Source organism: Lysobacter dokdonensis DS-58 (assembly GCF_000770795.1).
In the GTDB taxonomy this organism is placed as follows: Bacteria; Pseudomonadota; Gammaproteobacteria; order Xanthomonadales; family Xanthomonadaceae; genus Noviluteimonas; species Noviluteimonas dokdonensis.
Map to the genome: position 1 here is coordinate 512553 of NZ_JRKJ01000002.1, position 24224 is coordinate 536776.

The 24224-nt window shown below is 68.1% G+C and carries 18 protein-coding genes; 13 read left to right on the forward strand and 5 right to left on the reverse strand.

Annotated elements, in window-relative coordinates:
* Positions 1-40: 40 nt before the first annotated feature.
* Positions 41-235 carry a hypothetical protein gene (locus LF41_RS02795; RefSeq protein WP_036165312.1) on the forward strand — a complete coding sequence of 65 codons (195 nt, stop codon included), beginning with the start codon at positions 41-43 and terminating at the stop codon, positions 233-235.
* Here the strand turns inward: LF41_RS02795 and LF41_RS16865 are convergent, their stop codons facing one another.
* Positions 236-631 carry a winged helix-turn-helix domain-containing protein gene (locus LF41_RS16865; RefSeq protein WP_036165314.1) on the reverse strand — a complete coding sequence of 132 codons (396 nt, stop codon included), beginning with the start codon at positions 629-631 and terminating at the stop codon, positions 236-238.
* A gap of 180 nt (positions 632-811) precedes the next feature.
* Here LF41_RS16865 and LF41_RS16870 point away from each other — a divergent pair, with 180 nt between their 5' ends.
* The 3 genes from LF41_RS16870 (at position 812) to LF41_RS02815 (ending at position 6657) form a co-directional block, all read left to right on the forward strand.
* Positions 812-1429: a YkvA family protein gene (locus tag LF41_RS16870; RefSeq protein ID WP_036165317.1), complete on the forward strand. Its 618-nt coding sequence runs from the start codon at positions 812-814 to the stop codon at positions 1427-1429.
* Positions 1430-1465: 36 nt separating this feature from the next.
* Positions 1466-4990 (forward strand): DNA polymerase III subunit alpha, encoded by a 3525-nt coding sequence (gene dnaE, locus LF41_RS02810; protein WP_036165319.1) that lies wholly within the window; start codon positions 1466-1468, stop codon positions 4988-4990.
* 122 nt (positions 4991-5112) lie between these two features.
* On the forward strand, positions 5113-6657 hold the full coding sequence (locus LF41_RS02815; protein WP_036165322.1) for an AbgT family transporter: 1545 nt from the start codon (positions 5113-5115) through the stop codon (positions 6655-6657).
* On the opposite strand, the gene LF41_RS02820 is transcribed toward LF41_RS02815, so the two are convergent.
* Positions 6654-8861: a glycoside hydrolase family 31 protein gene (locus tag LF41_RS02820; RefSeq protein WP_052116068.1), complete on the reverse strand. Its 2208-nt coding sequence runs from the start codon at positions 8859-8861 to the stop codon at positions 6654-6656. The genes LF41_RS02815 and LF41_RS02820 overlap by 4 nt on opposite strands.
* Before the next feature lie 81 nt (positions 8862-8942).
* Between LF41_RS02820 and LF41_RS02825 the strand changes: the two genes are divergently transcribed.
* The 8 genes from LF41_RS02825 to LF41_RS02860 all read left to right on the forward strand — a co-directional run bounded on the left by LF41_RS02825 (position 8943) and on the right by LF41_RS02860 (position 16807).
* Positions 8943-9902 (forward strand): acetyl-CoA carboxylase carboxyltransferase subunit alpha, encoded by a 960-nt coding sequence (locus tag LF41_RS02825; RefSeq protein WP_036165325.1) that lies wholly within the window; start codon positions 8943-8945, stop codon positions 9900-9902.
* A 28-nt stretch (positions 9903-9930) separates the two neighbouring features.
* Positions 9931-10674: a tetratricopeptide repeat protein gene (locus tag LF41_RS02830; protein ID WP_036165328.1), complete on the forward strand. Its 744-nt coding sequence runs from the start codon at positions 9931-9933 to the stop codon at positions 10672-10674.
* A 13-nt stretch (positions 10675-10687) separates the two neighbouring features.
* The gene (gene tilS / locus LF41_RS02835; RefSeq protein WP_036165331.1) at positions 10688-11989 is read left to right on the forward strand and encodes a tRNA lysidine(34) synthetase TilS; all 1302 of its coding nucleotides are present in this window, start codon (positions 10688-10690) and stop codon (positions 11987-11989) included.
* Positions 11990-12022: 33 nt separating this feature from the next.
* Positions 12023-12274 carry an exodeoxyribonuclease VII small subunit gene (locus LF41_RS02840; protein WP_036165333.1) on the forward strand — a complete coding sequence of 84 codons (252 nt, stop codon included), beginning with the start codon at positions 12023-12025 and terminating at the stop codon, positions 12272-12274.
* Entirely contained in the window at positions 12267-13145 is an 879-nt protein-coding gene (locus LF41_RS02845; RefSeq protein ID WP_036165335.1) for a polyprenyl synthetase family protein, read from the forward strand. Before LF41_RS02840 ends, LF41_RS02845 begins: the two co-directional genes overlap by 8 nt.
* Before the next feature lie 3 nt (positions 13146-13148).
* Entirely contained in the window at positions 13149-15029 is a 1881-nt protein-coding gene (locus LF41_RS02850; RefSeq protein WP_036165338.1) for a CHASE2 domain-containing protein, read from the forward strand.
* The gene (locus LF41_RS15965) at positions 15002-16321 is read left to right on the forward strand and encodes a M48 family metalloprotease (protein ID WP_052116069.1); all 1320 of its coding nucleotides are present in this window, start codon (positions 15002-15004) and stop codon (positions 16319-16321) included. Before LF41_RS02850 ends, LF41_RS15965 begins: the two co-directional genes overlap by 28 nt.
* Positions 16322-16432: 111 nt before the next feature.
* Positions 16433-16807 carry a DUF4870 domain-containing protein gene (locus LF41_RS02860; protein WP_036165340.1) on the forward strand — a complete coding sequence of 125 codons (375 nt, stop codon included), beginning with the start codon at positions 16433-16435 and terminating at the stop codon, positions 16805-16807.
* 67 nt (positions 16808-16874) lie between these two features.
* Here the strand turns inward: LF41_RS02860 and pmbA are convergent, their stop codons facing one another.
* On the reverse strand, positions 16875-18218 hold the full coding sequence (pmbA, locus tag LF41_RS02865; RefSeq protein ID WP_036165823.1) for a metalloprotease PmbA: 1344 nt from the start codon (positions 18216-18218) through the stop codon (positions 16875-16877).
* A 73-nt stretch (positions 18219-18291) separates the two neighbouring features.
* Between pmbA and yjgA the strand changes: the two genes are divergently transcribed.
* The gene (gene yjgA, locus LF41_RS02870) at positions 18292-18834 is read left to right on the forward strand and encodes a ribosome biogenesis factor YjgA (RefSeq protein ID WP_036165343.1); all 543 of its coding nucleotides are present in this window, start codon (positions 18292-18294) and stop codon (positions 18832-18834) included.
* A gap of 11 nt (positions 18835-18845) precedes the next feature.
* On the opposite strand, the gene tldD is transcribed toward yjgA, so the two are convergent.
* Together tldD and LF41_RS02880 are read right to left on the reverse strand one after the other, a co-directional pair.
* Positions 18846-20288 (reverse strand): metalloprotease TldD, encoded by a 1443-nt coding sequence (gene tldD / locus LF41_RS02875; RefSeq protein WP_036165346.1) that lies wholly within the window; start codon positions 20286-20288, stop codon positions 18846-18848.
* 79 nt (positions 20289-20367) lie between these two features.
* Positions 20368-24222: a YhdP family protein gene (locus LF41_RS02880; protein WP_036165349.1), complete on the reverse strand. Its 3855-nt coding sequence runs from the start codon at positions 24220-24222 to the stop codon at positions 20368-20370.
* Positions 24223-24224: the final 2 nt, after the last annotated feature.

A 24224-nucleotide genomic window follows, 5' to 3' on the forward strand; every position in this document is an offset into this window, starting at 1 on the left:
GAGCATCCGGTCCCCGTTCAACGACGCAGGAACACCCGCCATGAAACCGTTCGAAATCAATCACGCAAGCCGGTTCCACGCCGGCGACCACGCGGTGATGCACGTCGAGCGCGCGATGTACGCGCGCGAAAACGACCAACGGCAACACGAACAGTTGCTCGCGCTCGTGGAAAGCCTGGTCAATGCACTCATCGTCGCGTGCGACAACCTGCCGCGGCCGGCCGACCGGCGGTGATCAATGCGACGTCGCGTCCTCGACGTTGTCCTGCTCGCCCGCGCCGTCATGGCCGTCCGCGACTTTCTCGGGCTGCACCATGAACCGGTACCCGCGCCCGTGCAGCGTCTGGATATACCGCGGGTTGGAGGCATCGTCGCCGAGCGCACGCCGCAACTGCGCGACGATGCGGTTCAGCACGCTCGGCGTGACGTGGCGGTGGCCCCAGACGGTGTCGAGCAGCCGCTCGCGCTCGATGGCCTCGCCCGCATGCGAGAGCAATTGCAGGAGGACGGCGTGGGCTTTCGGTTCCACGCCGATGACACGGTCGCCGCGCCGCACGCCGATCGGGCGCGCGCGGACCTCGACATCGTCGAAGCGGTAAACCTGCCCGGGGTCGCGGATGGAGTCCTGCATCGTCTGGCCCAACGCGCAAACCCGCGCATCCCGGCTACCGCCGGTCGGGACGTTCGGCACCCCGACTTCAAGCCTTGGACATTCGCCGTTGCAACGGCGCAGACTCCAAGTGCATCCAATCCGGAACGGGGCCCGGAAAATCGCTGCCCAGGCCGCCGTTTCCTTAAAGGGAGGTGCGCCATGCGTCTTTCCGCCCCCACCATCACCGACGATCCGCTGCCGATGTCCTTCGGCGCCGAATCCGATGCCGGGCCCGTGATCCGCCCCGAGGCGGTCGTCCAGTTCGATGCCCTGCTCCACGAGCTCTACCCCGACGCGGTGCGCGTCGACGCCGACCGCGTGCGCAACCTGTGCGTCTGGCTGGCCTCCATGCCCGCCCAGGCCGCGCAGGACGTGCTCGACCGCCGCCTGCGCCGCATCGACGAGCTGCGCCACATGCTCGACGACGACTGCTGGGACCCGCCGGATGCGCTCCGTGCGCGGCTCGCCAAGCTGATCGGCTACCTCGACCAGGACGAAGACCTGATCCCCGACCGCGAACCGCTGCTCGGCAAGCTCGACGACGTGCTGCTGCTCGAACTGGCGTGGCCGGCCTTCGCCAGCGAAGCCGAGGACTACCGCGACTTCTGCGCCTATCGCACCGAGCACGGCGCCGCCGGCACGGGCGACGAGCAACGCGCCGCGTGGATCCGCGACCGCCTGGCCGAAATCCAGCTGTGGCAACACCACATGCGCGTCAATGCGAGCCACTACAGCCGTCGCGGGCATGCGGAGGCGCCCTTCCGTATCGGAAGCTGAAGCACCGGCGGCATGCCTCCTCTAAACTGAGCAGGCATGCCCGCCTCCGCCTTCGCCCACCTCCACCTGCACAGCGAGTACTCGCTGGTCGATTCGACCATCCGCATCCCGGAGCTGGTCAAACGCTGCGTGGCCAACGGCCAGCCGGCGGTGGCGATCACCGACCAGAACAACCTGTTCGGCCTGGTGAAGTTCTACAAGGCGGCCGAGGGCGCGGGCGTCAAGCCCATCGCCGGCGCCGACCTGCTGCTGGCCGACGGCGACGAAGCCCCCACGCGCCTGACCGTGCTGTGCCGCGATCGCGACGGATATCTCAGCCTCTCGCGCCTGCTCACGCGCGCATGGATGGAAGGCCATCGCAACGACGGCGTCGTCGTGCGTCCGCAGTGGTTGCAGGAAGAAAACACCGGGTTGTTCCTCCTCGCCGGCCGCAACAGCGAAGCAGGCCGGCTCGCGCTGGCCGGCAAGCATGAACTCGCCGAACAATGGCTCGCGCAGTGGCAACAGTTCACCGGCGAGCGATTGCACCTGGAACTCACGCGCACCGCGCGCGAACACGAAGACGCGTTCAACGCCTTCGCCTTGCATGCCGCCTCGCGCCGCGGGCTGCCGATCATCGCGACCAACGACGCCCGCTTCCTCGACGAAGACGGCTTCGACGCGCACGAAGCGCGCGTGTGCATCGCGACGGGCCGCGTGCTCGACGACCCCAAGCGCCCGAAGGACTACAGCGCCGAGCAGTACGTCAAATCATCAGAGCAGATGGCGGAGTTGTTCGCAGACGTCCCCGATGCGCTCGACAACGCCATCGCGCTCGCCACGCGCTGCAATCTCGAATTGCGCCTGGGCACGTACTACCTGCCCGCCTTCCCGGTGCCCGACGACGAAACGCTGGACAGCTGGATGCGCGTGCAGGCGCGCGAAGGACTGGTCAAGCGCCTGGAAAAAGCGCCGATCGCCGCCGGCCACACGCGCGAGTCGTATTTCGAACGCCTCGAGATCGAACTCGACGTCATCATCAAGATGGGGTTCCCCGGTTACTTCCTGATCGTGGCGGACTTCATCAACTGGGCGAAGGACCACGGCATTCCCGTCGGCCCGGGCCGCGGTTCGGGCGCGGGCTCGCTGGTGGCATGGGCGCTGGGCATCACGGACCTGGACCCGATCCCGTACGACCTGCTGTTCGAGCGCTTCCTCAACCCCGAACGCGTGTCGATGCCCGACTTCGACATCGACTTCTGCATGGACCGCCGCGACGAGGTGATCGACTACGTCGCCGCCAAGTACGGTCGCGACCGCGTCAGCCAGATCATCACCTACGGCACGATGGCCGCGAAGGCCGTCGTGCGCGACACCGGCCGCGTGCTCGGGCATCCGTACGGCTTCGTCGACGGCATCGCCAAGTGCATTCCGAACACGCTGGGCATCTGCCTCGACGACGCCCTCGGCGAATCGGACGCGGCGAAGAAAAACCCGGAGCTGTCGTCGGTCGAACTCATGCAGCGCATGCAGGCCGAAGACGACGTGCGCGATCTGCTCGCGCTCGCGCGCGACCTGGAAGACTTGACGCGCAACGCCGGCAAGCACGCTGGCGGCGTGGTCATCGCGCCGAGCCCGTTGTCCGACTTCTGCCCGCTGTTCGCCGAACACGACGAAGGCGGCCGTGGGCGCAATCCCGTCACGCAGTTCGACAAGGACGACGTCGAATCGATCGGCCTGGTGAAGTTCGACTTCCTCGGCCTGCGCACGCTGACGATCATCGATTGGGCGGTGAAGGCGATCAACAAGCGCCGCGCCCTCGCGGGCGAAGCGCCGCTGGACATCACCGCGCTCCCGCTCGACGACAGGCCCACGTACGAACTGTTCGCACGCGGCGACACGGTCGCGGTGTTCCAGTTCGAATCCCGCGGCATGCGCGAGCTGCTCAAGCGCGCCAAGCCCGACACGTTCGAAGACATCATCGCGCTCGCCGCGCTCTTCCGCCCCGGCCCGCTGGGCTCGGGGATGGACCGCGACTGGGTGGATCGCAAACACGGCAACGCCGAAGTCAGTTACCCGCACCCGCTGCTGGAATCCGTGCTCGCGCCGACCTACGGCGTGATCGTGTACCAGGAACAGGTGATGCAGATCGCGCAGGTGCTGGCGGGCTACTCGCTCGGCGGCGCCGACCTGCTGCGCCGCGCCATGGGCAAGAAGAAGCCCGAGGAAATGGCGAAGGAGCGCGTCAAGTTCGAAACCGGCGCCGCGGCCAACCACGTCGATGCGCGCGTGGCCTCGTCGATCTTCGACCTGATGGAAAAGTTCGCCGAGTACGGCTTCAACAAGTCGCACTCGGCCGCCTATGCGCTGGTCGCCTACCAGACCGCGTGGCTGAAGGTGCACTACCCCGCCGAGTTCATGGCGGCGGTGTTGTCCTCCGACATGGACAACACGGACAAGGTGGTCGGCTTCCTCGATGAAGCGCGGACGCTGACGCTCGACGTGCTGTCGCCGGATGTCAACGCGTCGGTCTACATGTTCGAAGCGATCGACCCGAAGACGATCCGCTACGGCCTGGGCGCGGTGAAGGGCGTCGGCCGCGGCGTGTGCGAAGCCATCGCGGACGAACGCGAGCGCAACGGCGTGTTCATCGACCTGCTGGATTTCTGCAAGCGCGTCGAAGGCTCCAAGCTCAATCGCCGCGCACTCGAAGCGCTGGTCAACGCCGGCGCGCTCGACGCGCTCGGCCGCAACCGCGCCTCGCTGATGCTGCAACTGCCCGAAGTGCTCAAGGCGACCGATCAGCTCGCGCGCGAACGCGAAGCCGGCCAGGTGTCCTTGTTCGGCGCCATGCCCGAAGCGCCGACGCTGCATCTTTCGCTGCCCGAATCCGACGAATGGCCGCTGCTGCAGAAACTGCAGGGCGAACGCGAAACGCTCGGCCACTACCTCAGCGGCCATCCGCTCGACCCGTATCGCGAAGAATTGCGCGGCCTCGTCGGCCACGACCTCAGCGACCTGGATCGTTTGTGGAGCGAGATGCCCGACAGCGAGCGTCGCGGCTGGCGCCCGGAAATGCAGATCGTGATCGCCGGCCAGGTGATCGGCATGCGCAAGCGCGGCGACAGCCAGGCCTTCGTGCAGATCGAAGACGGGCTCGGCCGCATCGAATGCGCGTTCTTCGCCGAGGCCTATTACAACTTCGCGCAACTGCTTACGCGCGACCGCATCCTCGTGATCGAAGGCGGATTGCGCGAGGACGAATTCAGCGGCGGCTTCTCGCTGCGTGCGAAACGGTGCTGGGACTTCTCGCAGGTGTGCAGCCAATTCGCGCAGCGCCTGTCCGTGAAACTGGACTTGCGGCAAAAGGACGCATTGGCGCAGTTCGAACGCGCGTTGCATCCCTACCTGCCCGGCGCGACGCCGATGTTGCTCGAAGCGATCACGCCGACGGCCGTCGGGCGTTTGAACATCAACGGCGGCCAGGGCGTGCGCGCCGACGCCGCGTTGCCCGGCGTCCTGCGCAGCATCCCGGGTGTCCGCACGGTGCGGCTCTCGCTCGCGAAGCCGTGGGCCTCGTGACCGAACGCGAAGACCGGTCGGCCAAGTCCAATATCGACATCGACGATATTTGCCCCCAGGGACAATTGCGCGACTAGCGTGCGTGGCGTTGGACTGGTCCATCCATTCCATTCGATCCCACCATGGCCATTCAATCGAACAGCGCCGCCCCGCGGCGCTCGTTGACCGATCGCTTCCTCCACGTCGTCGAAGTCGGCGGCAATGCGTTGCCGCATCCGGCGACGTTGTTCGCGTTACTCACCCTCTCCGTCATCGTCGCCTCCGCGGTCGCGGTGTGGCTCGACGTGTCCGCGGCGCATCCGGCCACTGGCGAGTCAATTCGTGCGGTGAACCTGTTGTCGCGCGAGGGGTTGCACCGCCTGCTCACCGGGTTGGTGCCGAACTTCACCGGGTTCGCGCCCTTGGGGGCGGTGCTGGTGTCGTTGATCGGGATCGGCGTTGCGGAGCACTCGGGTTTGATCGGGACGGCGTTGCGTCGGTTGGTGTTCGCGGCGCCGAAGTGGGCGTTGACGCCGGTGGTCGTGTTCGCGGGGGTGATGTCGAACATGGCGAGCGAGATCGGATATGTGTTGTTGATTCCACTCGCCGGCTTGATGTTCAAGGGCGCGGGACGGCATCCGATCATGGGGATGGCGGCGGCGTTCGCGGGCGTGTCGGGTGGGTTCTCGGCGAACCTGCTGCTCGGTTCGATCGATCCGCTGTTGTCGGGGCTGTCGCAGGAAGCGGCGCGGCTGGTCGATCCTTCTTACACGGTGAGCGCGGCGGCGAATTGGTACTTCATGATGGTGTCGACCGTGCTCGTGGTGGCCGTGGCGACGTGGGTGACGGAGCGTGTCGTCGCGCCGCGCTTCGCCACCCCGCCAGCGAATGCGGACGGCGGCGACACCATTGCGCCACCCGATGAAAGCGAACGCCGCGGCCTGCGCTGGGCGCTCTACGCGACACTCGCGCTCAGCGTGCTCATCGCCGCCCTCGTGCTTCCCGCCAACGGCCTGCTACGCAACACCGACACCGGCGGCGTGCTCGATTCGCCCTTCCTGAAGGGCATCGTCGGCATCATCTTCGCGTACGGCGTGGTGTCGGGCATCGCGTACGGTCTCGGCGCGCGCACGTTGCGCAGCGACGCAGACGTCATTCGCGGCATGGGCGCAAGCATGGCGGCGCTCGGCCCTTACATCGCGCTCGTGTTCTTCATGGCGCAGTTCGTCGCGTGCTTCCAGTGGACGAACCTGGGCTTGATCTTCGCGGTCAAGCTCGCGGGCATCATGCAGGCGATCGAGTTGCCCGCGATCCCGTTGTTCATCGGCCTGGTGGCGATCACGGCGGTGGCCAACCTGTTCCTGGGTTCGGCATCTGCGAAGTGGGCGCTGATGGCGCCGATCTTCGTGCCGATGTTCATGCTGCTCGGCTATGCGCCGGAGATGGTGCAGGCCGGGTATCGCATCGGCGATTCGGTCACCAACATCATCTCGCCGATGATGAGTTACTTCGCGCTGATCATCGCGTTCTTCCAGAAGTACGAACCGAAAGCAGGGCTCGGGACGCTGGTGTCTACGATGCTGCCTTACTCCATCGCGCTGGCGATCGCGTGGTCGGTGTTGTTCGCGGTGTGGATTGCGCTCGGGTTGCCGGTGGGGCCTGGCGCGCCGCTGACGTACCCGAACTAACGCAACGTCGCTGTCCAATCGGCGCGCGCGTTCGCGATGTGGTGCGTCCGCGTCGTGCCATCGGCGCGATGCACGATCACTTCGGCCGCGCGCCACCAGGGCGCGAAGCCGGCCTGTTCGCGTTTCGCCTCGACCACCAACGCATCACCTTCCACGCGGCACGCGAAGGCGATCCGCACGAACTCGCCGCGCTGGTACGCCATCGACGTCCCATCGTCGTCGTACAGCGCCCCATCGCACGGCGCATCGCCTTCCGGCCACCACACGTGCACTTCGAGCGGGCCTTTCGGCACCTGCCCCGTGTGCTGCACCACGGCCTGCATCGGCACGATCGCGCCGGCGCGCACGAACACCGGCACCTCGCTCGGCGCCGGATCGAACGTGACCTTGTCGCTGTACCGCTTCCCGTCGCGCAACCCGTACCACGCGCCCGGCGGCAACTGCACGACATGCGCATCGAGCCGTTCACTCACCACCGGCGCGACGAACAGATCGCGGCCGAACAGGAAGTCCCGGTCGCTCCCGCCCGCCTTGGGAAACTCGAACCACACCGGCCGCGTGATCGGCGCACCGGTCCGCGCGTTTTCTTCGGCAAGCGTGTAGAGGTACGGCATCAAGCGATACCGCTGTTCGATGGCCGAACGCCGCAACGCTTCATGGACCGGGCCATCGACCCACGCTTCGTGATCGCGCGTATCCGTCGCCGCGTGGCTGCGGAAGATCGGCTGCCACGCGCCGAGCTGATACCAGCGCGTCAACAACTCCGGCGGCGGCGAACCGATGAACCCGCCGATGTCGTCGCCGGCCAGCGCCATGCCCGACAGCCCGAGCGACAGGATGTTCGGTACGCCCTGTGCGAGATGGTGCCAGTCGGCGGTGTTGTCGCCGGTCCAGGTCGCTGCGTAACGCTGCGTGCCCGCATACGCCGCGCGGGTCAGCACGAACGGGCGTCCGTCGGGTGTCAGCTGCAGCAAGCCTTCGTACGTCGCACGCGCGTTGAGCATGCCGTACACGTTGTGCAGTTGCGCATGCGTGCGGGTGCTGCCGTCGTCATAGCGATGCACAACGTCGTCCGGCATGGTGCCGCCGGGGACGTCGAACACCGACGGCTCGTTCATGTCGTTCCAGAACCCGGCCGCGCCCATGCGCACGAAGTCCGTGTACAACCCGCCCCACCAATCGCGCACCTGCGCCCGCGAGAAGTCCGGGAACACGCTGTCGCCGGGCCACACCTTGCCGACGTAATCGGCGCCCTCGCGTTTCACGAACGCATCGATCGCCTTGCCGCTCTCGTACGGTGCGTAACCCGCTTGTTTCGCGATATGCAGGTCGGTGATCAGCACCGTGTGGAAGCCATCCTTCCGCAAGTCGCCGAGCATCCCTTCGAAATCGGGGAACGCCTTGCGATCCACGGTGAACGGCTTGTTCGCATCTTGGAAACCGATGTCGAGCCAGATCGCATCGGCGGGAATGCGTTTGTCGCGCAGCGTCTTCGCCACTTCGCGCACGCGCGCCTCGGGCAGGTAGGTGTAACGCGATTGCTGGAAGCCCAGCGCCCACTTCGGTGGCAGCGGCGTGCGGCCGGTAAGCGCGGTGTAGCGTTGCAGCAACGCACGCGGCGTGGGCCCATCGATCACGTAGAGATCGAGCGGGCCGTCGGCGACCGTCAACAGGATTGCGTTCGGATCGGTCTTGCCGACATCGACCGTCATGCGCTGCGTCGCGTCGGCGAAGACGCCGAACACGCGCCCCGCCCGTTCGACGATCAGGAACGGGATCGACTTGTACAGCGGATCACGCGCGGCATCCCACGCATACGCATCCGTGTTCCAGAAGGTGAAGACGCGCCCGCGTCGGTCCATCGGCCCGGACTTGTCGCCGAGGCCATACACGTGGTCGCCGGATGCAAGCGAGAGCCGCACCGCGTGGGGCGTGGTCGTGTTCACCGACACCAGCGCGGGGTGGTCGGGCGACTCGATGAAGTCCACCGAGCAATCCGGTTCGTTCCCCCCGCTGCGCAGCCGGGATTCGGGCAACTTGCCGTGCACGGGCAGGACCGCCCAGGAAGCCTGCGCCGAGCGCGGCGGCATCCGCAGGATGCCCGGTGCCACCTGTTCGACGCGCGGCGCCACGAAACACGCCTGCGCCGACCCCGCGACCGCCAGCAACCCCAACGCCACCCAGCCGCGCCAATCCCGTGCCATGCAAGTTCCTTCGTGGATCCGTGAAGCATACCCATCCGCACGCCTCGGTACGGTCCGGGGGGCTGGGCTACACTCCCGCCAATGAACCCGAACTACCTCGATTTCGAGCAGCCCATCGCCGACCTGGAAGCGAAGATCCAGGAACTCCGCCATGCCAGCCACGGGCCGGCGGTGGACGTCGACGCCGAAGTCCACGCCCTCCAGGACAAGCTGCGCCTGCGCACCGCGCAGATCTTCCGCGACCTCTCGCCGTGGCAGGTCTCGCAGCTGGCGCGCCATCCCGCGCGGCCCTACACCCTCGATTACCTGCGCGTGATCTGCGACGAGTTCGAAGAACTCGCCGGCGACCGCGCGTTCGCCAACGACAACGCCATCGTCGGCGGCCTGGCGCGCATCGATGGCCGCCCCGTCGTCGTCATCGGGCACGAAAAGGGCCGCGACACGAAGGCCAAGATCCGCCGCAACTTCGGCATGCCCAAGCCGGAGGGTTACCGCAAGGCGCTGCGCCTGATGAAGCTGGCCGAACGCTTCGGCCTGCCCATCCTCACCTTCATCGACACCGCCGGCGCCTGGCCGGGCATCGATGCGGAGGAACGCGGCCAGTCCGAAGCCATCGCGCGCAACCTGCTGGAGATGTCGGAGCTGAAGGTGCCGATCATCTGCACCGTCATCGGCGAAGGCGGGTCGGGCGGCGCGCTGGCCATCGGCGTCGGCGACCGCACGCTGATGCTCGAATACAGCACGTACTCGGTGATCACGCCGGAAGGCTGCGCGTCGATCCTGTGGAAGACCGCCGAGAAGGCCAAGGACGCCGCCGAGCAACTCGGCATGACGGCCAAGCGCCTGAAGGAACTGGGCCTGATCGACAAGATCGTGCGCGAGCCCATCGGCGGCGCGCATCGCAACCCGCGCCAGATGGCCACGCGCCTCAAGGCCGTGCTGGTCAACGAGCTCGATGCGTTGGCCGGGGTGCCGGCCCCGCAACTCGTCGAAAGCCGCTACCAGCGCCTGCGGTCCTACGGGGCGTACGAAGTCGCCTGACACGACGCCGGGAGGGGAGCCCGCCGCCATGCCATTGATCGTGCTGTCCGTGCTGTTGCAGATCGCGTGCTGCGTGCACGCGGTGCGCAGCGGCCGTCCGCATTTCTGGATCTACATCATCATCATCGGCTCGTTCCTGGGCGTGGCGGTGTATGTGTTCGCCGAAGTGATGCCCAACCTGCACCGCGACCCCGTTGCGCGCCGCATGGCACAGGGCGTGCGGCAGAAGATCGATCCGGAACACGGCAAGCGCCGCGCCGCGCGTGAACTCGACATCGCCGACACGCTCGAAAACCGTCGTCGCCTCGCCGAGCAGAGCATGGCCAGCGGCGACTACCAGCAGGCGCTGGAGCTGTTTCGCAAGTCGATGAGCGGGATGTACGCCACCGATCCGGTGCTGATGCTCGGCGTGGCGAAGGCGCAGTTCGCGCTTGGCCTGCCGGGCGAATCGCGCCGCACGCTGGAAGACCTGATCGCCGCGAATCCGACGTATCGCTCCAGCGAAGGCCATCTGTTGTACGCGCGCTCGGTCGAAGCCAGCGGCGACATCGAGAAGGCGCTCGAGGAGTACGCCGCCGTCGTGCAGGACTTCACCGGCGAGGAAGCGCGGGTGCGCTACGCGCAGCTGTTGCAGCGTCGCGGCCATGCGGACCGTGCGAACGCGGTGTTCGCCGAAACGGTCAAGCGCGCGTCGCTCGCGCCGAAGTATTACCAGCGCGACCAGAAGGCATGGGTCGAGATTGCCAAACGCGCGCTGCAGGAAACCGCGTAACGGTGGCGGTCCGATGACGACCGCCCTGCCAATCGTATTGCCCGATGCCGGGCGTGAAGCGCCGGTCTTCGTCGCCTTCAGCGGCGGCCTGGATTCCACCGTCTTGCTGCACGCGCTCGCCGCGATGCGCGAGGTGCGGGCGCGGGGGCTGCGCGCGATCCACGTCCACCATGGATTGAGCGATCACGCCGATGCGTGGACGTCGCACTGCGAGCGCATGTGCGAATCGCTGGGCGTGCCGCTGCACATCGCGCGCGTGGTGATCGACAAACGTTCGAAGCTCGGGCTCGAAGCGGCGGCGCGTGAAGCACGGCACGCGGCGCTCGCGTCGGAAATGGATGACGGGGCACTGCTCGCGCTGGCGCATCATCGCGACGACCAGGCCGAAACGTTCCTCCTGCGCGCATTACGTGCATCGGGACCGGATGGCCTGTCCGCGATGCGCCGGCTGCGCCCGTTCGCGAACGGTTGGCTGTGGCGCCCGCTGCTCGATGTGCCGCGCGACACCTTGCGCGCCTATGCGAACGACCACGCGCTGCACTTCATCGACGACCCCGCCAACGACAGCCTCGCGCACGACCGCAACTACCTGCGCCACAAGATCCTGCCGCTGTTGCGCGAACGATGGCCGCATGCCGACGCCGCCCTCGCCCGCTCCGCGGCCTTGAGCGCGCAAGCCGCCGCGTTGCTCGCCGACGACGATGCGCAAGCGCTCGCGCAGGCGCGCACCGACGATCCGCGCGTGCTCGCCATCGACCCCCTTCGCGCGCTGCCGGCCGCACGCCGCGCCCGCGCATTGCGCCGCTGGATCGCCGAACGCGCGCTTCCGCCGCTGCCGGCCGAGGGCATCGCGCAGATCGAACGGGACCTGGCGACCAACGCCTCCGACACCGACTTCCGTTTCGAATGGGCCGGCGCCGAACTCCGCCGTTGGCGCGACCTTTGGCGCGCGACGACGATCCCCGCGCCGCTCCCCGCCGATTGGTCGGACACCTGGGACGGCCGCATGCCGCTGATCCTCCCCGACGGCGGCACGCTCGAACTGATCGGCGCGCCCGCCTTCGACACGACGCTGCGCGTGCGGCTGCGCCAGGGCGGCGAACGCATCGCCCTGCCCGGCCGCACGCACTCGCACAGCCTCAAGCACGCGTTGCAGGACGCCGGCCTGCCGCCGTGGTCGCGCGAATGCCTGCCGTTGCTGGTGGACGTCGACGACTCGGTCCTCGCCGCGGGCGACCGCCTCATCGCGAAAGACTTCGACACCTGGCTGCGTGCCCGTGATGCGGGCCTGCGCTGGACCCCGTCCTCCGATTGACCGGCCGCAACGGACGGCCTCACACTTGCACGCATGGCACCCTCGCCCGAAACCCCGTCCCCGGTCGCCGACTTCGAATCCTCCCTCGACCAACTCGAACAGTTGGTGGAGAAGATGGAACACGGCGAAATGAGCCTCGAGGAATCGCTCGCCGCGTACGAGCGCGGCGTCGGCCTCTACCGCAAATGCCAGACCGCGCTGGAACAGGCGGAACTGCGGGTGCGCCTGCTCAGCGATCCGGAACAACCCGAAAACGCCGAGCCGTTCGGCGCCCCGGATGCCTGACATCGATTTCGCCGCGTGGCGCGCGCGCGTCGACGCGGCGCTCGCAGCCGCGCTGCCCGACGCCGCCACGCCCCCGCAACGTCTCCACGCCGCGATGCGGTACGCCGCCACCGATGGCGGCAAGCGCATGCGTCCGCTGCTCGTCTACGCCGCGGGCACCGCGTTCGGCGCGGACCTGCAGGCGCTCGACGCGCCCGCCGTCGCCGTCGAACTCATCCACGCCTACTCGCTGGTGCACGACGACCTGCCCGCGATGGACGATGACGCGCTGCGCCGCGGAAAGCCCACCGTGCATGTCGCCTTCGACGAGGCCACCGCGATCCTCGCCGGCGATGCCTTGCAATCGCTCGCCTTCGATGTGCTCGCGCGCGCGCCGCTGGATGCGCAACGCCGCGTCGAGATGCTCGCCGAACTCGCGCGCGCCTCGGGCGTGGTGGGCATGTGCGGCGGCCAGGCGCTCGACATCGATGCCACCGGCGGCGCGGCGATCACAGTCGCCGAACTCGAACGCCTCCATGCGATGAAGACCGGCGCGCTGCTGCGTGCATCGGTCCGCATGGGCGCGATCGCCGCGGGCGCCGACGCGGACACGCGCGCACACCTGGACACCTTCGCCGATGCGCTGGGCCTGGCCTTCCAGGTGCGCGACGATCTGCTCGATGTCGAAGGCGACAGCGCCTCGCTCGGCAAGACCGCCGGCAAGGATGCCGCGCAGCAGAAGGCGACGTTCCCCGCGTTGCTCGGCCTGCCCGCCACGCGCGGACGCCTCGCGACATTGGCCACCGCGATGCACGAAGCGCTGGCCCCCTTCGGCGCGCAGACCGATGCGCTCGCGGCGCTGGGCCGCGCGGCGGTCGACCGGAAACACTGAGCCATGGCCCGGCGCAAGCGTCGCTCGCGCACCTTGCTCGGCGTCATCGACGCGGCGATGGCCACGCTGGCGCAACGCTTCATCGATACGTGGGGCCGCTTGGAGCGCGGGTACAAGCGTCCACTGGCGTGGCTCGCGTTGCGCGTGAAGTTCGTGTTCTATCCGTTGCTCGCGCTGGGTGCGGTCGCATGGCTGGTGTACGACTGGACCGGTGCGCGCTCGCTGGATGCGGCGGAAAACGCGGTGTTCGACAAGGTGATCAAGAGCCGGCCGATCGAACCGCAACCGTCGAAACGCGTGGTCAAGATCGAGATCGACGACTGTTCCATCGAACACTTCGTGCGCAAGGGCGAAGGCGGTTGGCCCTGGAGCCGGCAACGCCACGCGGACCTGCTCGATGCGCTCGACCGTGCGGGCGTCAAGGCCGTCGGTTACGACGTGATGTTCGCCGATGCATCGCCCGATGATCCCGGCGGCGACATGACGCTCGAGGCGATGGCCGAAGGCGGTGCAGGCCGCTTCGTGTTCGGCGCATCGCGGCTTCATTCGGATTACGACGTATCGGAAGGCGCGATTCCCGCGTCCCAGGCGCCCGGTGCGTTTGCGTTGAAGCGCAACCCGGCCAAACCGGGACCGAAGGTCGCGTTGCTGCTGCCCTTCGGCGAACAGATGCGTGCGCACGCCGGGCTGGTGGACGTCACGCGCGGCGTGGACGGCATGCTGCGCGACATGCCGTTGCGCGAGACCGCCGGCGATTGGGGCATTCCTTCGCTCGCGTTGCGTCTGGCGGCCTACGACAGCGGCCGGCCGATGGCGTCGTACCCGGCGTCGGTGCGCATCAACTGGCGATCGGATTCGCGCCTGGCCTTCGCCAGTGCCGCCGACCTGATCGAAGACAAGCCCATCTGCCGCGACGCCAAGCGGGCGCTGCCGCCGCTGGAAAACGCGATCGCCGTCGTCGGTTACACCGCATCGGGCCTCAACGACACCAAGCCCACGCCCGTCGACCTGGAAATGCCCGGCGTCGAACTGCACGCCGAAGCCGTCGCCGCGCTTGTCGACGGCAGCGCGATCTGGCTGCCGCCTGCATCGCTGAAATACATCCTCGCCGCGATCCTCGTCGTGCTCACCGCCTTCGCCTTCTGGCGCGGCGAACCGGCGAGCGACATCGACTCGATCTTCGTCGCCACCAACCTGTTGCTCCTCGTGCTCGCTTACGCGGGCCTGACGTTCTTCGGGGCGTTCTTCGACATCTACGCGAGCATCGGTTTCGTGAGCCTGTGCTTCGGCCTGTGCCGCACGTACGCGGCCATCCAGCGCGGGCGCGCCGTGGGCAACGAGGATTTCCTGCCGCGCTTCGAACCCGACAAGCATCGCTGGCTCGTCTTCGCGCGACTGCGTTTCGCCACCTATCCCTCGCTCGACGACCGTGCCGCGGCGCGTCGCCGCCGTGAGTACCGCCGCCGCCTGCGGCGTTTCCTGTATGCGGGCAGCGATGCGGTGATGCTCGAGGGCGTCGTCGAACGCAAGAGTTGGCTGCATGAAACGCTCGACGATCTGATGGTGCTCGTCTGGAAAGGCGCGACGCGCGAAGAAGCCACCGCGCGCGCGCGCCACGACCTCGGGCGATGGCACGACCATCTGAATGCGCACGACGATCGCCTCGACGACGACGGCACGGTGAAGGTGTGCATGGTCGCCAGCGAAGTCGACGACGATCTCGACGACAGCGACCGCGGAGAACGCCTGCGCTTGCGCGAAGCCCTCGGCAACGCGCTGGATCGGCAGCAGGAGTGGCCGCTTTCGCGGGAAAATCCGTTCATGCAGTCAGACGCGTTACAAGCTGGAGTCGCTGCATGCAATCCGGATTCACACATCGACTGATCCTTTCCCTCGCGCTGGCGCTGTGCAGCGCGGCCGCGTTCGCCGCCGGGCAGACCGCGACGGTGCACAAGCCCACGGTCGAGGTGCATGGCGCCGCGGACCTGAAGTCGCCCACGGTGGCGACGCTCAAGCAAGGTGAACAAGTCAGCATCGCCGGCCAACAGGGCCTGTGGTTCCAGGTCACCCTGCCCGCCGGCGGCAACGGTTTCGTGCGCGTGAACGACGTGCGCTTGCAGTACGCGAAGGCCGGCGCAAAGACCAACAACGCGCTGTTCTCGGGCAAGGCCGGCACCGGTCGTGCCTCGGAAACCGCCGGCGTGCGCGGCATCGACGAGAACGACCTGAAGACCGCGGGCTACGACGCCGCGCAGATGGCGCAACTCGAAGGCAATCGCGTGACGCCGGATGCCGCGGCGTCCGATGCGCAGTCGAAGGGTCTGCAGGCCAAGCAGGTCGCGTTGCCGAACGAGTTCAAGCCCGTGGCCGATGCCGCGCCGAAGGCGACGCAGCAGCAGAAGCGCAGCGGATTCTCGATGGCGCGCGGTTTGTTGTCGGCGGTCGGTATCGGTGCGCCGGCGCCGGTGGATTCGGCAGCCAACGTCGCCGAAGCCGCGCAGGGCAAATCGGAAACCGAACAGGCCGCGGAAGAAGCGGCGCTCGGCCCGGAGATCGCGGGCCGCGTGCTCGGCGCCGCGAAGTTGTGGGACAACGCCGAAGCGCAGGCACGCGTGAATCGCGTGGGCCGCTGGATGGCCTCGCAAACCTCGCGCCCGGACCTGCCGTGGAGTTTCGGTGTCATCGACGCGCCGGAGATCAACGCGTTCGCGGCGCCCGGCGGCTACATCCTGATCACGCGCGGCATGTACGAGGTGCTGGCCGGCGACGATGAAGTCGCGGCGGTGATCGGGCACGAGCTCGCGCACGTGGTGCAACGCGATCATTACAACGTCATCAAGAAGCAGGAGACACAGGGCGCGTTGACCGACGCGGCCTCCTCCAACGTCGCCGTCGGCGGTGGCATCGCGGGCAGCATGGCGAAGGAGTACGTCGCCAAGCATGGCGCGACGATCATGGCCACGAGCCTGGACCGCGGCGCGGAGTACAACGCCGACCACGCGGCGGTCGTCTATCTGGCACGTGCCGGTTACGACCCGCTGGCGCTTTACGCGGTGCTGCAGAAGATGATGGCGGCCGGTTCCAGCTCGGGGAACCTGGCGCAGTTGTACAAGACCCACCCGCCCCTCGACGAACGCCTGGACCGCCTCGACCGCGACCAGGTCGCCGGACGGTGACGGGCTTCACCGACCACCAGCCACCGCGCGCTTGACGCAGGCGGACCGGCGGCCGACAGTTGGCCCACCGACCGCCAGTGCGGGCGCGATCCACTTCCAAGGGGACACGCAATGAACGACATCGATCCGACCAACAGCACTTCGGGCATTTCGCAGGAAGAACGCCAGTGGGCCATGTTCGCCCACCTCTCCGCGCTCATCGGGCTGGTCATTCCGTTCGGCAACATCATCGGGCCGTTGGTGATCTGGCTCATCAAGAAGGACACCATGCCCTTCACGGGCGAGCAGGCCCGCGAGGCGCTGAACTTCCAGATCACCGTGACGCTCGCGATGGTGGTCTCGGCGATCCTGATCCTGGTGGTCATCGGTTTCTTCCTGATGATCCTGATCGGCCTGGCCGCGCTGGTGCTGACGATCATCGCCGCCATCAAGGCGAACGAAGGCAACAGCTACCGCTACCCGTTCACGCTGCGCCTGATCAACTGATCGGCGTACGCTGGCGCGACACGAAAAGGCGACGCGAAAGCGTCGCCTTTTTCGTATACGTCGACCGCTATTCGCCGGCCACCGTCATCCGGCCGACGAGGATCGACCCGCATCGGATATGCGAGCGCGGGTCGATGTCGGTGCCGACCGCTTCGATGGCGGCGAACATCTTTTTCAGGTTCCCGGCGATGGTGATGCCGTCGACCGGGAATTTCACTTCGCCGTCCTCGATCCAGAAGCCCGCCGCGCCGCGCGAGTAATCGCCGGTGACGGCGTTGACGCCCTGCCCCATCAACTCGGTCACGAGCAGGCCGCGCTTCAGGCCGCGCACCATCGAATCGAAATCGCCCGCGTTCGACGCGATGCGCAGGTTGTGCACGCCGCCGGCGTTCGCCGTGGTCTGCAATCCCAATTTGCGCGCGGAGTAACTGCCGAGCACGTAACGCTGCAACACGCCGCCGCCGATCAGCGACGAAGCACGCGTCGCCACGCCTTCCGAATCGAACGATGCCGAGCGGAACCCGCGCGGCATGAAGGGGTCTTCGTCGATCGAGAACCAGTCGGGGAACAACTGCGTGCCCACCGAATCGACGAGGAAACTCGCGCGCCGATACAACGCGCCGCCCGAGACCGCGCCGAGCAGATGCCCGATCAACGACCGCGCGATCTCCGATGCGAACAACACCGGCACCTCGCCCGTCGGGAGCGAGCGCGGCTGCAAGCGCGACGCCGCGCGTTCCGCCGCACGACGGCCGACGAGGGCCGCCGCTTCCAGATCGTTCGCGCTGATCGCCGTCGTGTACCAGCCGTCGCGCTGCATCTGGTCGCCACGCCCGGCGATCAATGCGCAGCCGATGGTGTGCTGGGTGCTGCGTTCCGCGCCGAGGAAGCCATGCGAATTCGCGTACACGCCCAGCGACTCGCTGCTGCCGACGGAGGCGCCATCGCTGTTCTCGATGCGCGCGTCGCTTTCGCGGCCGGCGTTCTCGCAGGCCAGCGCGAAGTCGATCGCGCGGTCGGCGTCCATGTCCCACGGATGCCAGCCGTCGAACTCGCGCAACTCACGCGCCATCAGTTCCGGATCGGCCAGGCCGGAGGCGGCGTCGTCTTCGGTGTGCCGCGCGATCGCGCAGGCCTGCTCGACCGTCGAGGCCAGGCTTTCCTCCCGCAGGTCCGCCGTGCTGGCGCTGCCCTTGCGCTTGCCGAAGTACACCGTCACCGCGATGCCGCGGTCGCGCGTGGATTCGACCGTCTCCACCGCGCCCATGCGCACGTTGACATTGAGCCCGTGCTCCTGCGAGCAGGAGACCTCGGCCTGCGTGGCGCCGGCGGCGCGGGCGCGGTCGAGGAGCTGGCGCGCGATGTCCGACAGCACGCCCAGGCGGGCGACGCTGCCGTCGCGGGCGGGCATGGAATCGGTCGTCGACAGGGGGGCGTTGTCCAATGGTCTATCCTTGATGGCGAACGAATGCGGGGATCGAGCGATGCGCGGGAGAGACGAGGACACCGGGGAATTCCACAGCCCCAGCCGCAGCGAACAACGCCGCGCGGCGCTCGACGTGCTGGAACTGGGCGGCAAGCTGGCGGTGCTGACCGACGCGCAGCTCTCCAAGCTGCCCATCCCCGACTCGCTGATGCCGCACATCCTCGAGACGCGCCGCATCACCTCGCACATCGCGCACAAGCGGCAATTGCAGTTCCTGGCCAAGCAGATGCGCCGCGAAGACGACGAAACGCTGGACGCCATCCGCGATGCGCTCGACGAAAAGGGCGAGGCCGCGCGCCGCGAAGTGGCGGCGATGCATCGCGTCGAAGCGTGGCGCGACCGCCTGCTGGACGGCGGCGACGAAGCGCTGGGCGCGTTCCTCGACGAACACCCGCACGCCGACCGGCAACACCTGCGCACGCTGGTGCGCAACGCCGGCGAAGAGAAGAAGCGCAACAAACCACCGCGCGCGTATCGCGAGATCTTCCAGGTGGTGCGCGATGCGATGCAGGCCGAATCGGAAGACAGCGACGAAACTTGACCGCGGGCTGGTCACGCCTGCGTCCCGCCCACGGTGAGCTGATCGATCAGCAGCGACGGCTGCCCCACGCCTACCGGCACGCTCTGCCCGTCCTTGCCGCACACGCCGACGCCTTCGTCGAGCGCGAGGTCGTTGCCGATCATCTTCACGCGCTGCATGGTTTCCGGACCGTTGCCGATCAGCGTGGCGCCCTTCACCGGCGCTGTGATCTTCCCGTCTTCGATCAGGTACGCCTCGGTGGCCGAGAACACGTACTTGCCACTGGTGATGTCCACCTGCCCGCCGCCGAAGTTCACCGCGTACAGGCCCTTCTTCACCGAGCGGATCATCTCCTCGGGGTCGTGGTTGCCGGCGAGCATGTAGGTGTTGGTCATGCGCGGCATCGGCAGGTGCGCGAAGGATTCGCGGCGCCCGTTGCCGGTGGGTTGCATGCCCATCAGGCGCGCGTTGTGCGTGTCCTGCATGTAGCCGACGAGCACGCCGTCCTCGATGAGCGTCGTGCAGGACGTCGGCGTGCCTTCGTCGTCGACGTTGAGCGAACCGCGGCGGCCCGGCAGCGTGCCATCGTCGACGATGGTGACGCCCGGCGACGCTACGCGCTGGCCCATGCGCCCGGCATAGGTCGAGGTGCCCTTGCGGTTGAAGTCGCCTTCCAGGCCATGGCCGACCGCTTCGTGCAGCAGCACGCCGGGCCAACCGTTGCCGAGCACGACCGGCATCACGCCCGCGGGCGCATCGATCGCGTCGAGGTTCACCAGCGCCTGGCGCAAGGCCTCGCGCGCGAAGTGTTCGGGCTTGCCGTCGGCGAGGAGTTCGGCATACGAATAACGCCCGCCACCGCCGGCGTAGCCGCTTTCGCGGCGGCCGTTCTGTTCGACGATCACCTGCACGTTGAGGCGCACGAGCGGGCGCACGTCGGCGGCCAGCACGCCATCGCTGCGCGCGACGAGCACGGTGTCCACGCCGCCGGCGAGCGACACCATCACCTGCTTCACGCGCGGGTCGGCGGCGCGGAGCAGGCGATCGATGGCGCGCAACGCTTCGACCTTCGCTTCGTTGGGCATCCCATCGATCGGGTCGTCCGCCGAATACAGCGAGCGCCCGGTTCCGGGCACCAGTGCGCGCGGCGAAGCGGAAGAACCATCGCGCGCGATGGCGCGCGCCGACTTCGCCGCTTCGAGCAACGCCGGCGTGTCGATTTCATCGGAGTACGCAAAGCCCGTCTTCTCGCCGGAGATCGCGCGCACGCCGACGCCTTGTTCGATCGCGTGCGCGCCGTCCTTCACGATGCCGTCTTCCACCGTCCAGCTCTCGCGGCGCGCGTGCTGGAAATACAGGTCGCCGAAATCGATGCCCGGCCCTAGCAACGCGCCGAACGCCGAATCGAGCGCCCCGGTGGCGAGGCCGGCGGGAACGAGCAGGCGGGATTCGGCGATCTTCAGCGGCAGGGTCATGGGCGATCCGGGGGAACGGGGGAATGACGCAGACACAGATGGTGCTTCAGGCGGCGTGATGCAACCGCCTGCGAACGGCTCATCCGTTCGGCGCGCCATCTGCCGAGGCGCTGGAACGCCCCTGCGGCGCGGGTTTCTTCGTGACTTCGACCTTCGGTTCCTTCCAGGGGCCCGTCACGCGGTAGGTCTTGGCCGTCAACTGGCCCAGCGGCTTTTTCAGCACCGCGTTGGCGGCGGCGCCGATGGCCGCGCCGACGGGGCCGCCGGCGATGGCACCAGCGACGGTGAGCAGGTTGCCTGCGCGCGGGATCACTTCGACGGTCTGGTCGAAGGTCTGCGCCTGCAGATCCGCCGCGCCCGTGATTTCGATCTGCGCGGCCGGGCTGTCGATGGTGAGGTCGTCTGTGCGCGCCTTGCCCTGCGACAGGCGCACGTGGCCGTCGATGCGGTCGAACGCCAGGCCCTTGGAATAGAAGTCGCGGAAGTCGAGCAGCATGCGGCGCGGCAATTGCGCGATGCTCAGCAGGCCGAGCACGCGGCCCGCACCGGGTTCGATTTCCAGCAGCGTGCCTTTCTTCACGTCGAGCGCGAGCGTGCCGTCCACGCCACGCGCGCCGAACTCGCGCGGCGCGCCGGGCCAGGTCGCGTCGAACTTCGCCGTGCCCTCGCCGCTCGCCAACTGCCCCGCGAAGCCCAGGCCATCCATCAACTTGCCGAAGTCTTCGCTGTCCATCTGCAGCGCCACGCGCGTGCGCGCGGCGGCGCCCATGCCATTCCATTCGCCCGTCAACGCGACGCGGTGCTGGTCGGATTGCGCCTGCATCGTGTCGAAGCGCATGCCCGTCGCGGTGGGCCGCGTGCGGATCGTCGCCTTGCCGAGCGAGAGCGCATTGATGCGCAGGTCGGCGACGTCGAAGGACAACGCCGGGATCGATGCGGGATCGATCGGATGCGGATCGGCCGTGGGCGGTGCGATGGGTGCGTTCGCCGTCGCCGTCGTCTTCGCCGGTGCAGCCGAACGCCAATATGCGCGCTCCATGCGGCCGCTGATCGCGGCGCCCTTCGCATCGGGCACGACGGCGTTGCCGACGAGCGCGGGCCCGCTGACGGCGACATTGCTCGCGTTGGTGCCGGGCGTGACGAGCACGCGCGCATCCGGGAACACGCCGCCGAGCAACAGCAGCCGGTCGGTGCGCAGGTCGATGCGTTGCAGGGGCATGTCGTTGCCCTTCGCGTCGTCCGCGCCCTTGCCGCTTTCGGCGATGCCGATCCAGTCGATGAGGTCGAGCGACGGCGCGTGGCCGGTGGCGATCAGACCGGACGCCGGCGGCGCTTCGTCGACGCGATCGCTGCCCAGCACGACGCGCAGGCCCGTCTGGTCGCCGCGCGTGCGCGAACGCAACGCGGCGAGCGTGCCGAACGCGACGCGCACTTCGCCCTCGCCGAGCGGCAGATCGGCTTCGATGGTTGCGGGCAACGAGGCGTTCGCCGTCTTCTTCAACGGTGCGGGCAGGTCGAGCGCCGTGCCGACCAAGTTGGAACGCAACATCAATTTCGTCGGCGTCGCCGCGCCCTTGGTCGTCTTCGGCAACGCGACCGCGACGCTCCACGGCGAACGCCCGTCGATGTACGACCGCAGCCATCCGAGGTTGCCCGCGCGATCGACCAGTGATTTGGCATCCATCGCGACCTGCATGTCGGCTTCGAAGGCCTTCGATTTGTCGCGCACGAACGCCTCGCCCGCGCGCAAGCCGAGCGTGCCCGGCTGCCCGGCGTGGCGCACGGACAACGCATTCGCCGCGAAACCGCCATCGCCGTACTCGGCCTTGCCACGCACGTCGTCGAACGCCAGGTCCCAGCGCTTCTCGCGCAAGCGCGCGCCGGTCAGTTCGACGGTGCCCTTCGTGCGGCCGACGGCATTGGGCAGGTGCAGCGGCAACAGCATGTCGAACGTCACCGCGGCCGCGCCGCTGGCTTCGATGTTCGCCAGCGTTTCGCCGTGTTCCTTGTTCAGCGGGCTCTGGCGCAGGAGACCGAGCAGTTTCGACGCATCGCTCGCGCCTTCGGCCTGCACGTACAACTCGGACTTGCTGAAATCGGGGATCCCCGCCGCGATGTGCGAGACGGTCACGCCGGCCAGCGCGCCCTTGCCTTCGACCGAGAAGCCGTTGCCGACGAAGCTGATGGGGCCGGACAGATGGTCCGTCGCCGGCCAGTCGTTGGAAAACTTCACCGACGCGTTGTCGAGCTCGGCGTCGGCGCGGAACAAGCCGTCGTTGTGCAGGAAGGGCCAATCATCGAGATCGCCCGACACGATCGCGCGGCCGTTCTTCAAGCCACCTCCGACGAGCGCCATGTCGAGCCAATGCTCGGTGGCATCGGGCATCAGGTGGCGGACCAGGAAGCCTTTGCCCGTGGGGAGCGTCGTCGCGTCGATGTCGGTGGCGATGTCGATCCACGGCCGCGTGCCGTCGTTCTGGAACCACACGCCGCCGCGCGCATGCACGCCGAAGTCGCGGCCGCGCACGCGGATCGAATCGGTGCCCACGCGCCAGCCCGCGCCTTCGCGCCATAGCGCAATCTGGCCGGTCAGCGTCACTGGATGGACCATCGCGAAGCCGGCCGGCCAGTCGAAGTCCACCGTCGATTGCGGATTCGCGGTGAACACCAGGCCGTCGGCGTCGCCGATCACCTCGCCTGCGAGCTTGCGCAGGCCTGGCGAGTTGCCGACCGGCGCGAAGCCCACGCCCGAGACCGTGCCGTGCGCCTGCAATGCGCCGGCATGCATGCCGACGACTTCGACGCGTTCGAGCACCGCCTGCGGTTTGGCGAGCAGGATCCAGCGGCGCAAGCCCGCATCCATGCGATCGCTGAGCGCGGACGCCGCAAGCAGCGGGCCGGCGTCGACGCGCTCGGCGCGCAACCCGAACCGCTTGCCTCCGATCAACAGCAGGCCGTCGAGCGTTTGCTGGACGCCGCCGCCGTGGATGCGCAGTTTCGGCGCATCGAAGCGCCATTCGCCCTGCGCATTCTGCAAACGCGCATGCAGCTCGACGTGGCCGAAGCGCGACTGCGGCACGCTCGCATCGGCCAACGGCGCGCCCCGCAACGCGACGTCGTCGAGCGTCGCATCCGCCGTGATCGACGCAACGCGATGCCCGCGCAATTCCGCCCACGCCTGCGCGCGGCCGCGACCGGTTTGCACTTCCACACCGAGCACGTGCAGCAGCGGCGACCACGCACCGAGGTCGGCCTTCACCGCACCGGCGTAGGCGCGGCCATCGCCGCGCTTGCGGTCGAAGTCGAGCGCGGCGTCGAGCGGCGAGACGTTCGGCTTCATCCACGCGCGCATGCCGCTACGGATGCGGTCGCCTTCGACGCGCAGGCGCAGATCGATGCGGGGCACCGTCGCGTCGATGCCAAGCGTCGGCGCCACGACGCGCAGGCGGCCGCCGATGATCTGCAGCTCGCCGAGGCGTTCGAGCGCGGCGAAGGGATCGCTGCCCTGCGGTTGTTGCTGGCCCGGCAAACCGCGCACGGACCACAGGCCATCGGCCGTGCGTTCGACCGTCAGGTCGAGCCCGCGCAGGCGCAATTCGGAGAACGTCCCGCCCGGCAGCAAACCGCCGTACAACGAGACGAGCATTTCGGTATCGCCGATGAGGACCGACTGCGCCCCCTCGCCGATGCGCAGATCATCCAGCCGCAGCAACGGCCCGCGCCGCGTCCAGCCGGTCTCGACCTTCGCGAAACGCACGGGCATCCCCGCACGCTCGCTCAGCCACGCGGCGATGCGATCCGGATGCCGCTCGGCGAGCGGCAACATCTGCTTCGCGATCCCGACGAGCAGCGCGACGAAGATCAACGCAACGAGCGCGCCGTAACCGACGAAGCGCCGCGCATGCCGCATCCGGCGTCGGAAAGGCGTCGGCATCA

Excerpts from the sequence above, each read along its gene's own strand:
- LF41_RS02840 (WP_036165333.1), top strand. The coding sequence starts at position 12,023 with ATGGCACCCTCGCCCGAAACCCCGTCCCCGGTCGCCGACTTCGAATCC.
- LF41_RS02860 (WP_036165340.1), top strand. The coding sequence starts at position 16,433 with ATGAACGACATCGATCCGACCAACAGCACTTCGGGCATTTCGCAGGAA.
- LF41_RS02825 (WP_036165325.1), top strand. The coding sequence starts at position 8,943 with ATGAACCCGAACTACCTCGATTTCGAGCAGCCCATCGCCGACCTGGAA.
- LF41_RS02830 (WP_036165328.1), top strand. The coding sequence starts at position 9,931 with ATGCCATTGATCGTGCTGTCCGTGCTGTTGCAGATCGCGTGCTGCGTG.
- LF41_RS16870 (WP_036165317.1), top strand. The coding sequence starts at position 812 with ATGCGTCTTTCCGCCCCCACCATCACCGACGATCCGCTGCCGATGTCC.
- LF41_RS15965 (WP_052116069.1), top strand. The coding sequence starts at position 15,002 with ATGCAATCCGGATTCACACATCGACTGATCCTTTCCCTCGCGCTGGCG.
- LF41_RS02795 (WP_036165312.1), top strand. The coding sequence starts at position 41 with ATGAAACCGTTCGAAATCAATCACGCAAGCCGGTTCCACGCCGGCGAC.
- dnaE (WP_036165319.1), top strand. The coding sequence starts at position 1,466 with ATGCCCGCCTCCGCCTTCGCCCACCTCCACCTGCACAGCGAGTACTCG.
- LF41_RS02820 (WP_052116068.1), bottom strand. The coding sequence starts at position 8,861 with ATGGCACGGGATTGGCGCGGCTGGGTGGCGTTGGGGTTGCTGGCGGTC.
- LF41_RS02880 (WP_036165349.1), bottom strand. The coding sequence starts at position 24,222 with ATGCCGACGCCTTTCCGACGCCGGATGCGGCATGCGCGGCGCTTCGTC.
- tilS (WP_036165331.1), top strand. The coding sequence starts at position 10,688 with ATGACGACCGCCCTGCCAATCGTATTGCCCGATGCCGGGCGTGAAGCG.
- LF41_RS02850 (WP_036165338.1), top strand. The coding sequence starts at position 13,149 with ATGGCCCGGCGCAAGCGTCGCTCGCGCACCTTGCTCGGCGTCATCGAC.
- pmbA (WP_036165823.1), bottom strand. The coding sequence starts at position 18,218 with ATGCCCGCCCGCGACGGCAGCGTCGCCCGCCTGGGCGTGCTGTCGGAC.
- yjgA (WP_036165343.1), top strand. The coding sequence starts at position 18,292 with ATGCGCGGGAGAGACGAGGACACCGGGGAATTCCACAGCCCCAGCCGC.
- LF41_RS02845 (WP_036165335.1), top strand. The coding sequence starts at position 12,267 with ATGCCTGACATCGATTTCGCCGCGTGGCGCGCGCGCGTCGACGCGGCG.
- tldD (WP_036165346.1), bottom strand. The coding sequence starts at position 20,288 with ATGACCCTGCCGCTGAAGATCGCCGAATCCCGCCTGCTCGTTCCCGCC.
- LF41_RS02815 (WP_036165322.1), top strand. The coding sequence starts at position 5,113 with ATGGCCATTCAATCGAACAGCGCCGCCCCGCGGCGCTCGTTGACCGAT.
- LF41_RS16865 (WP_036165314.1), bottom strand. The coding sequence starts at position 631 with ATGCAGGACTCCATCCGCGACCCCGGGCAGGTTTACCGCTTCGACGAT.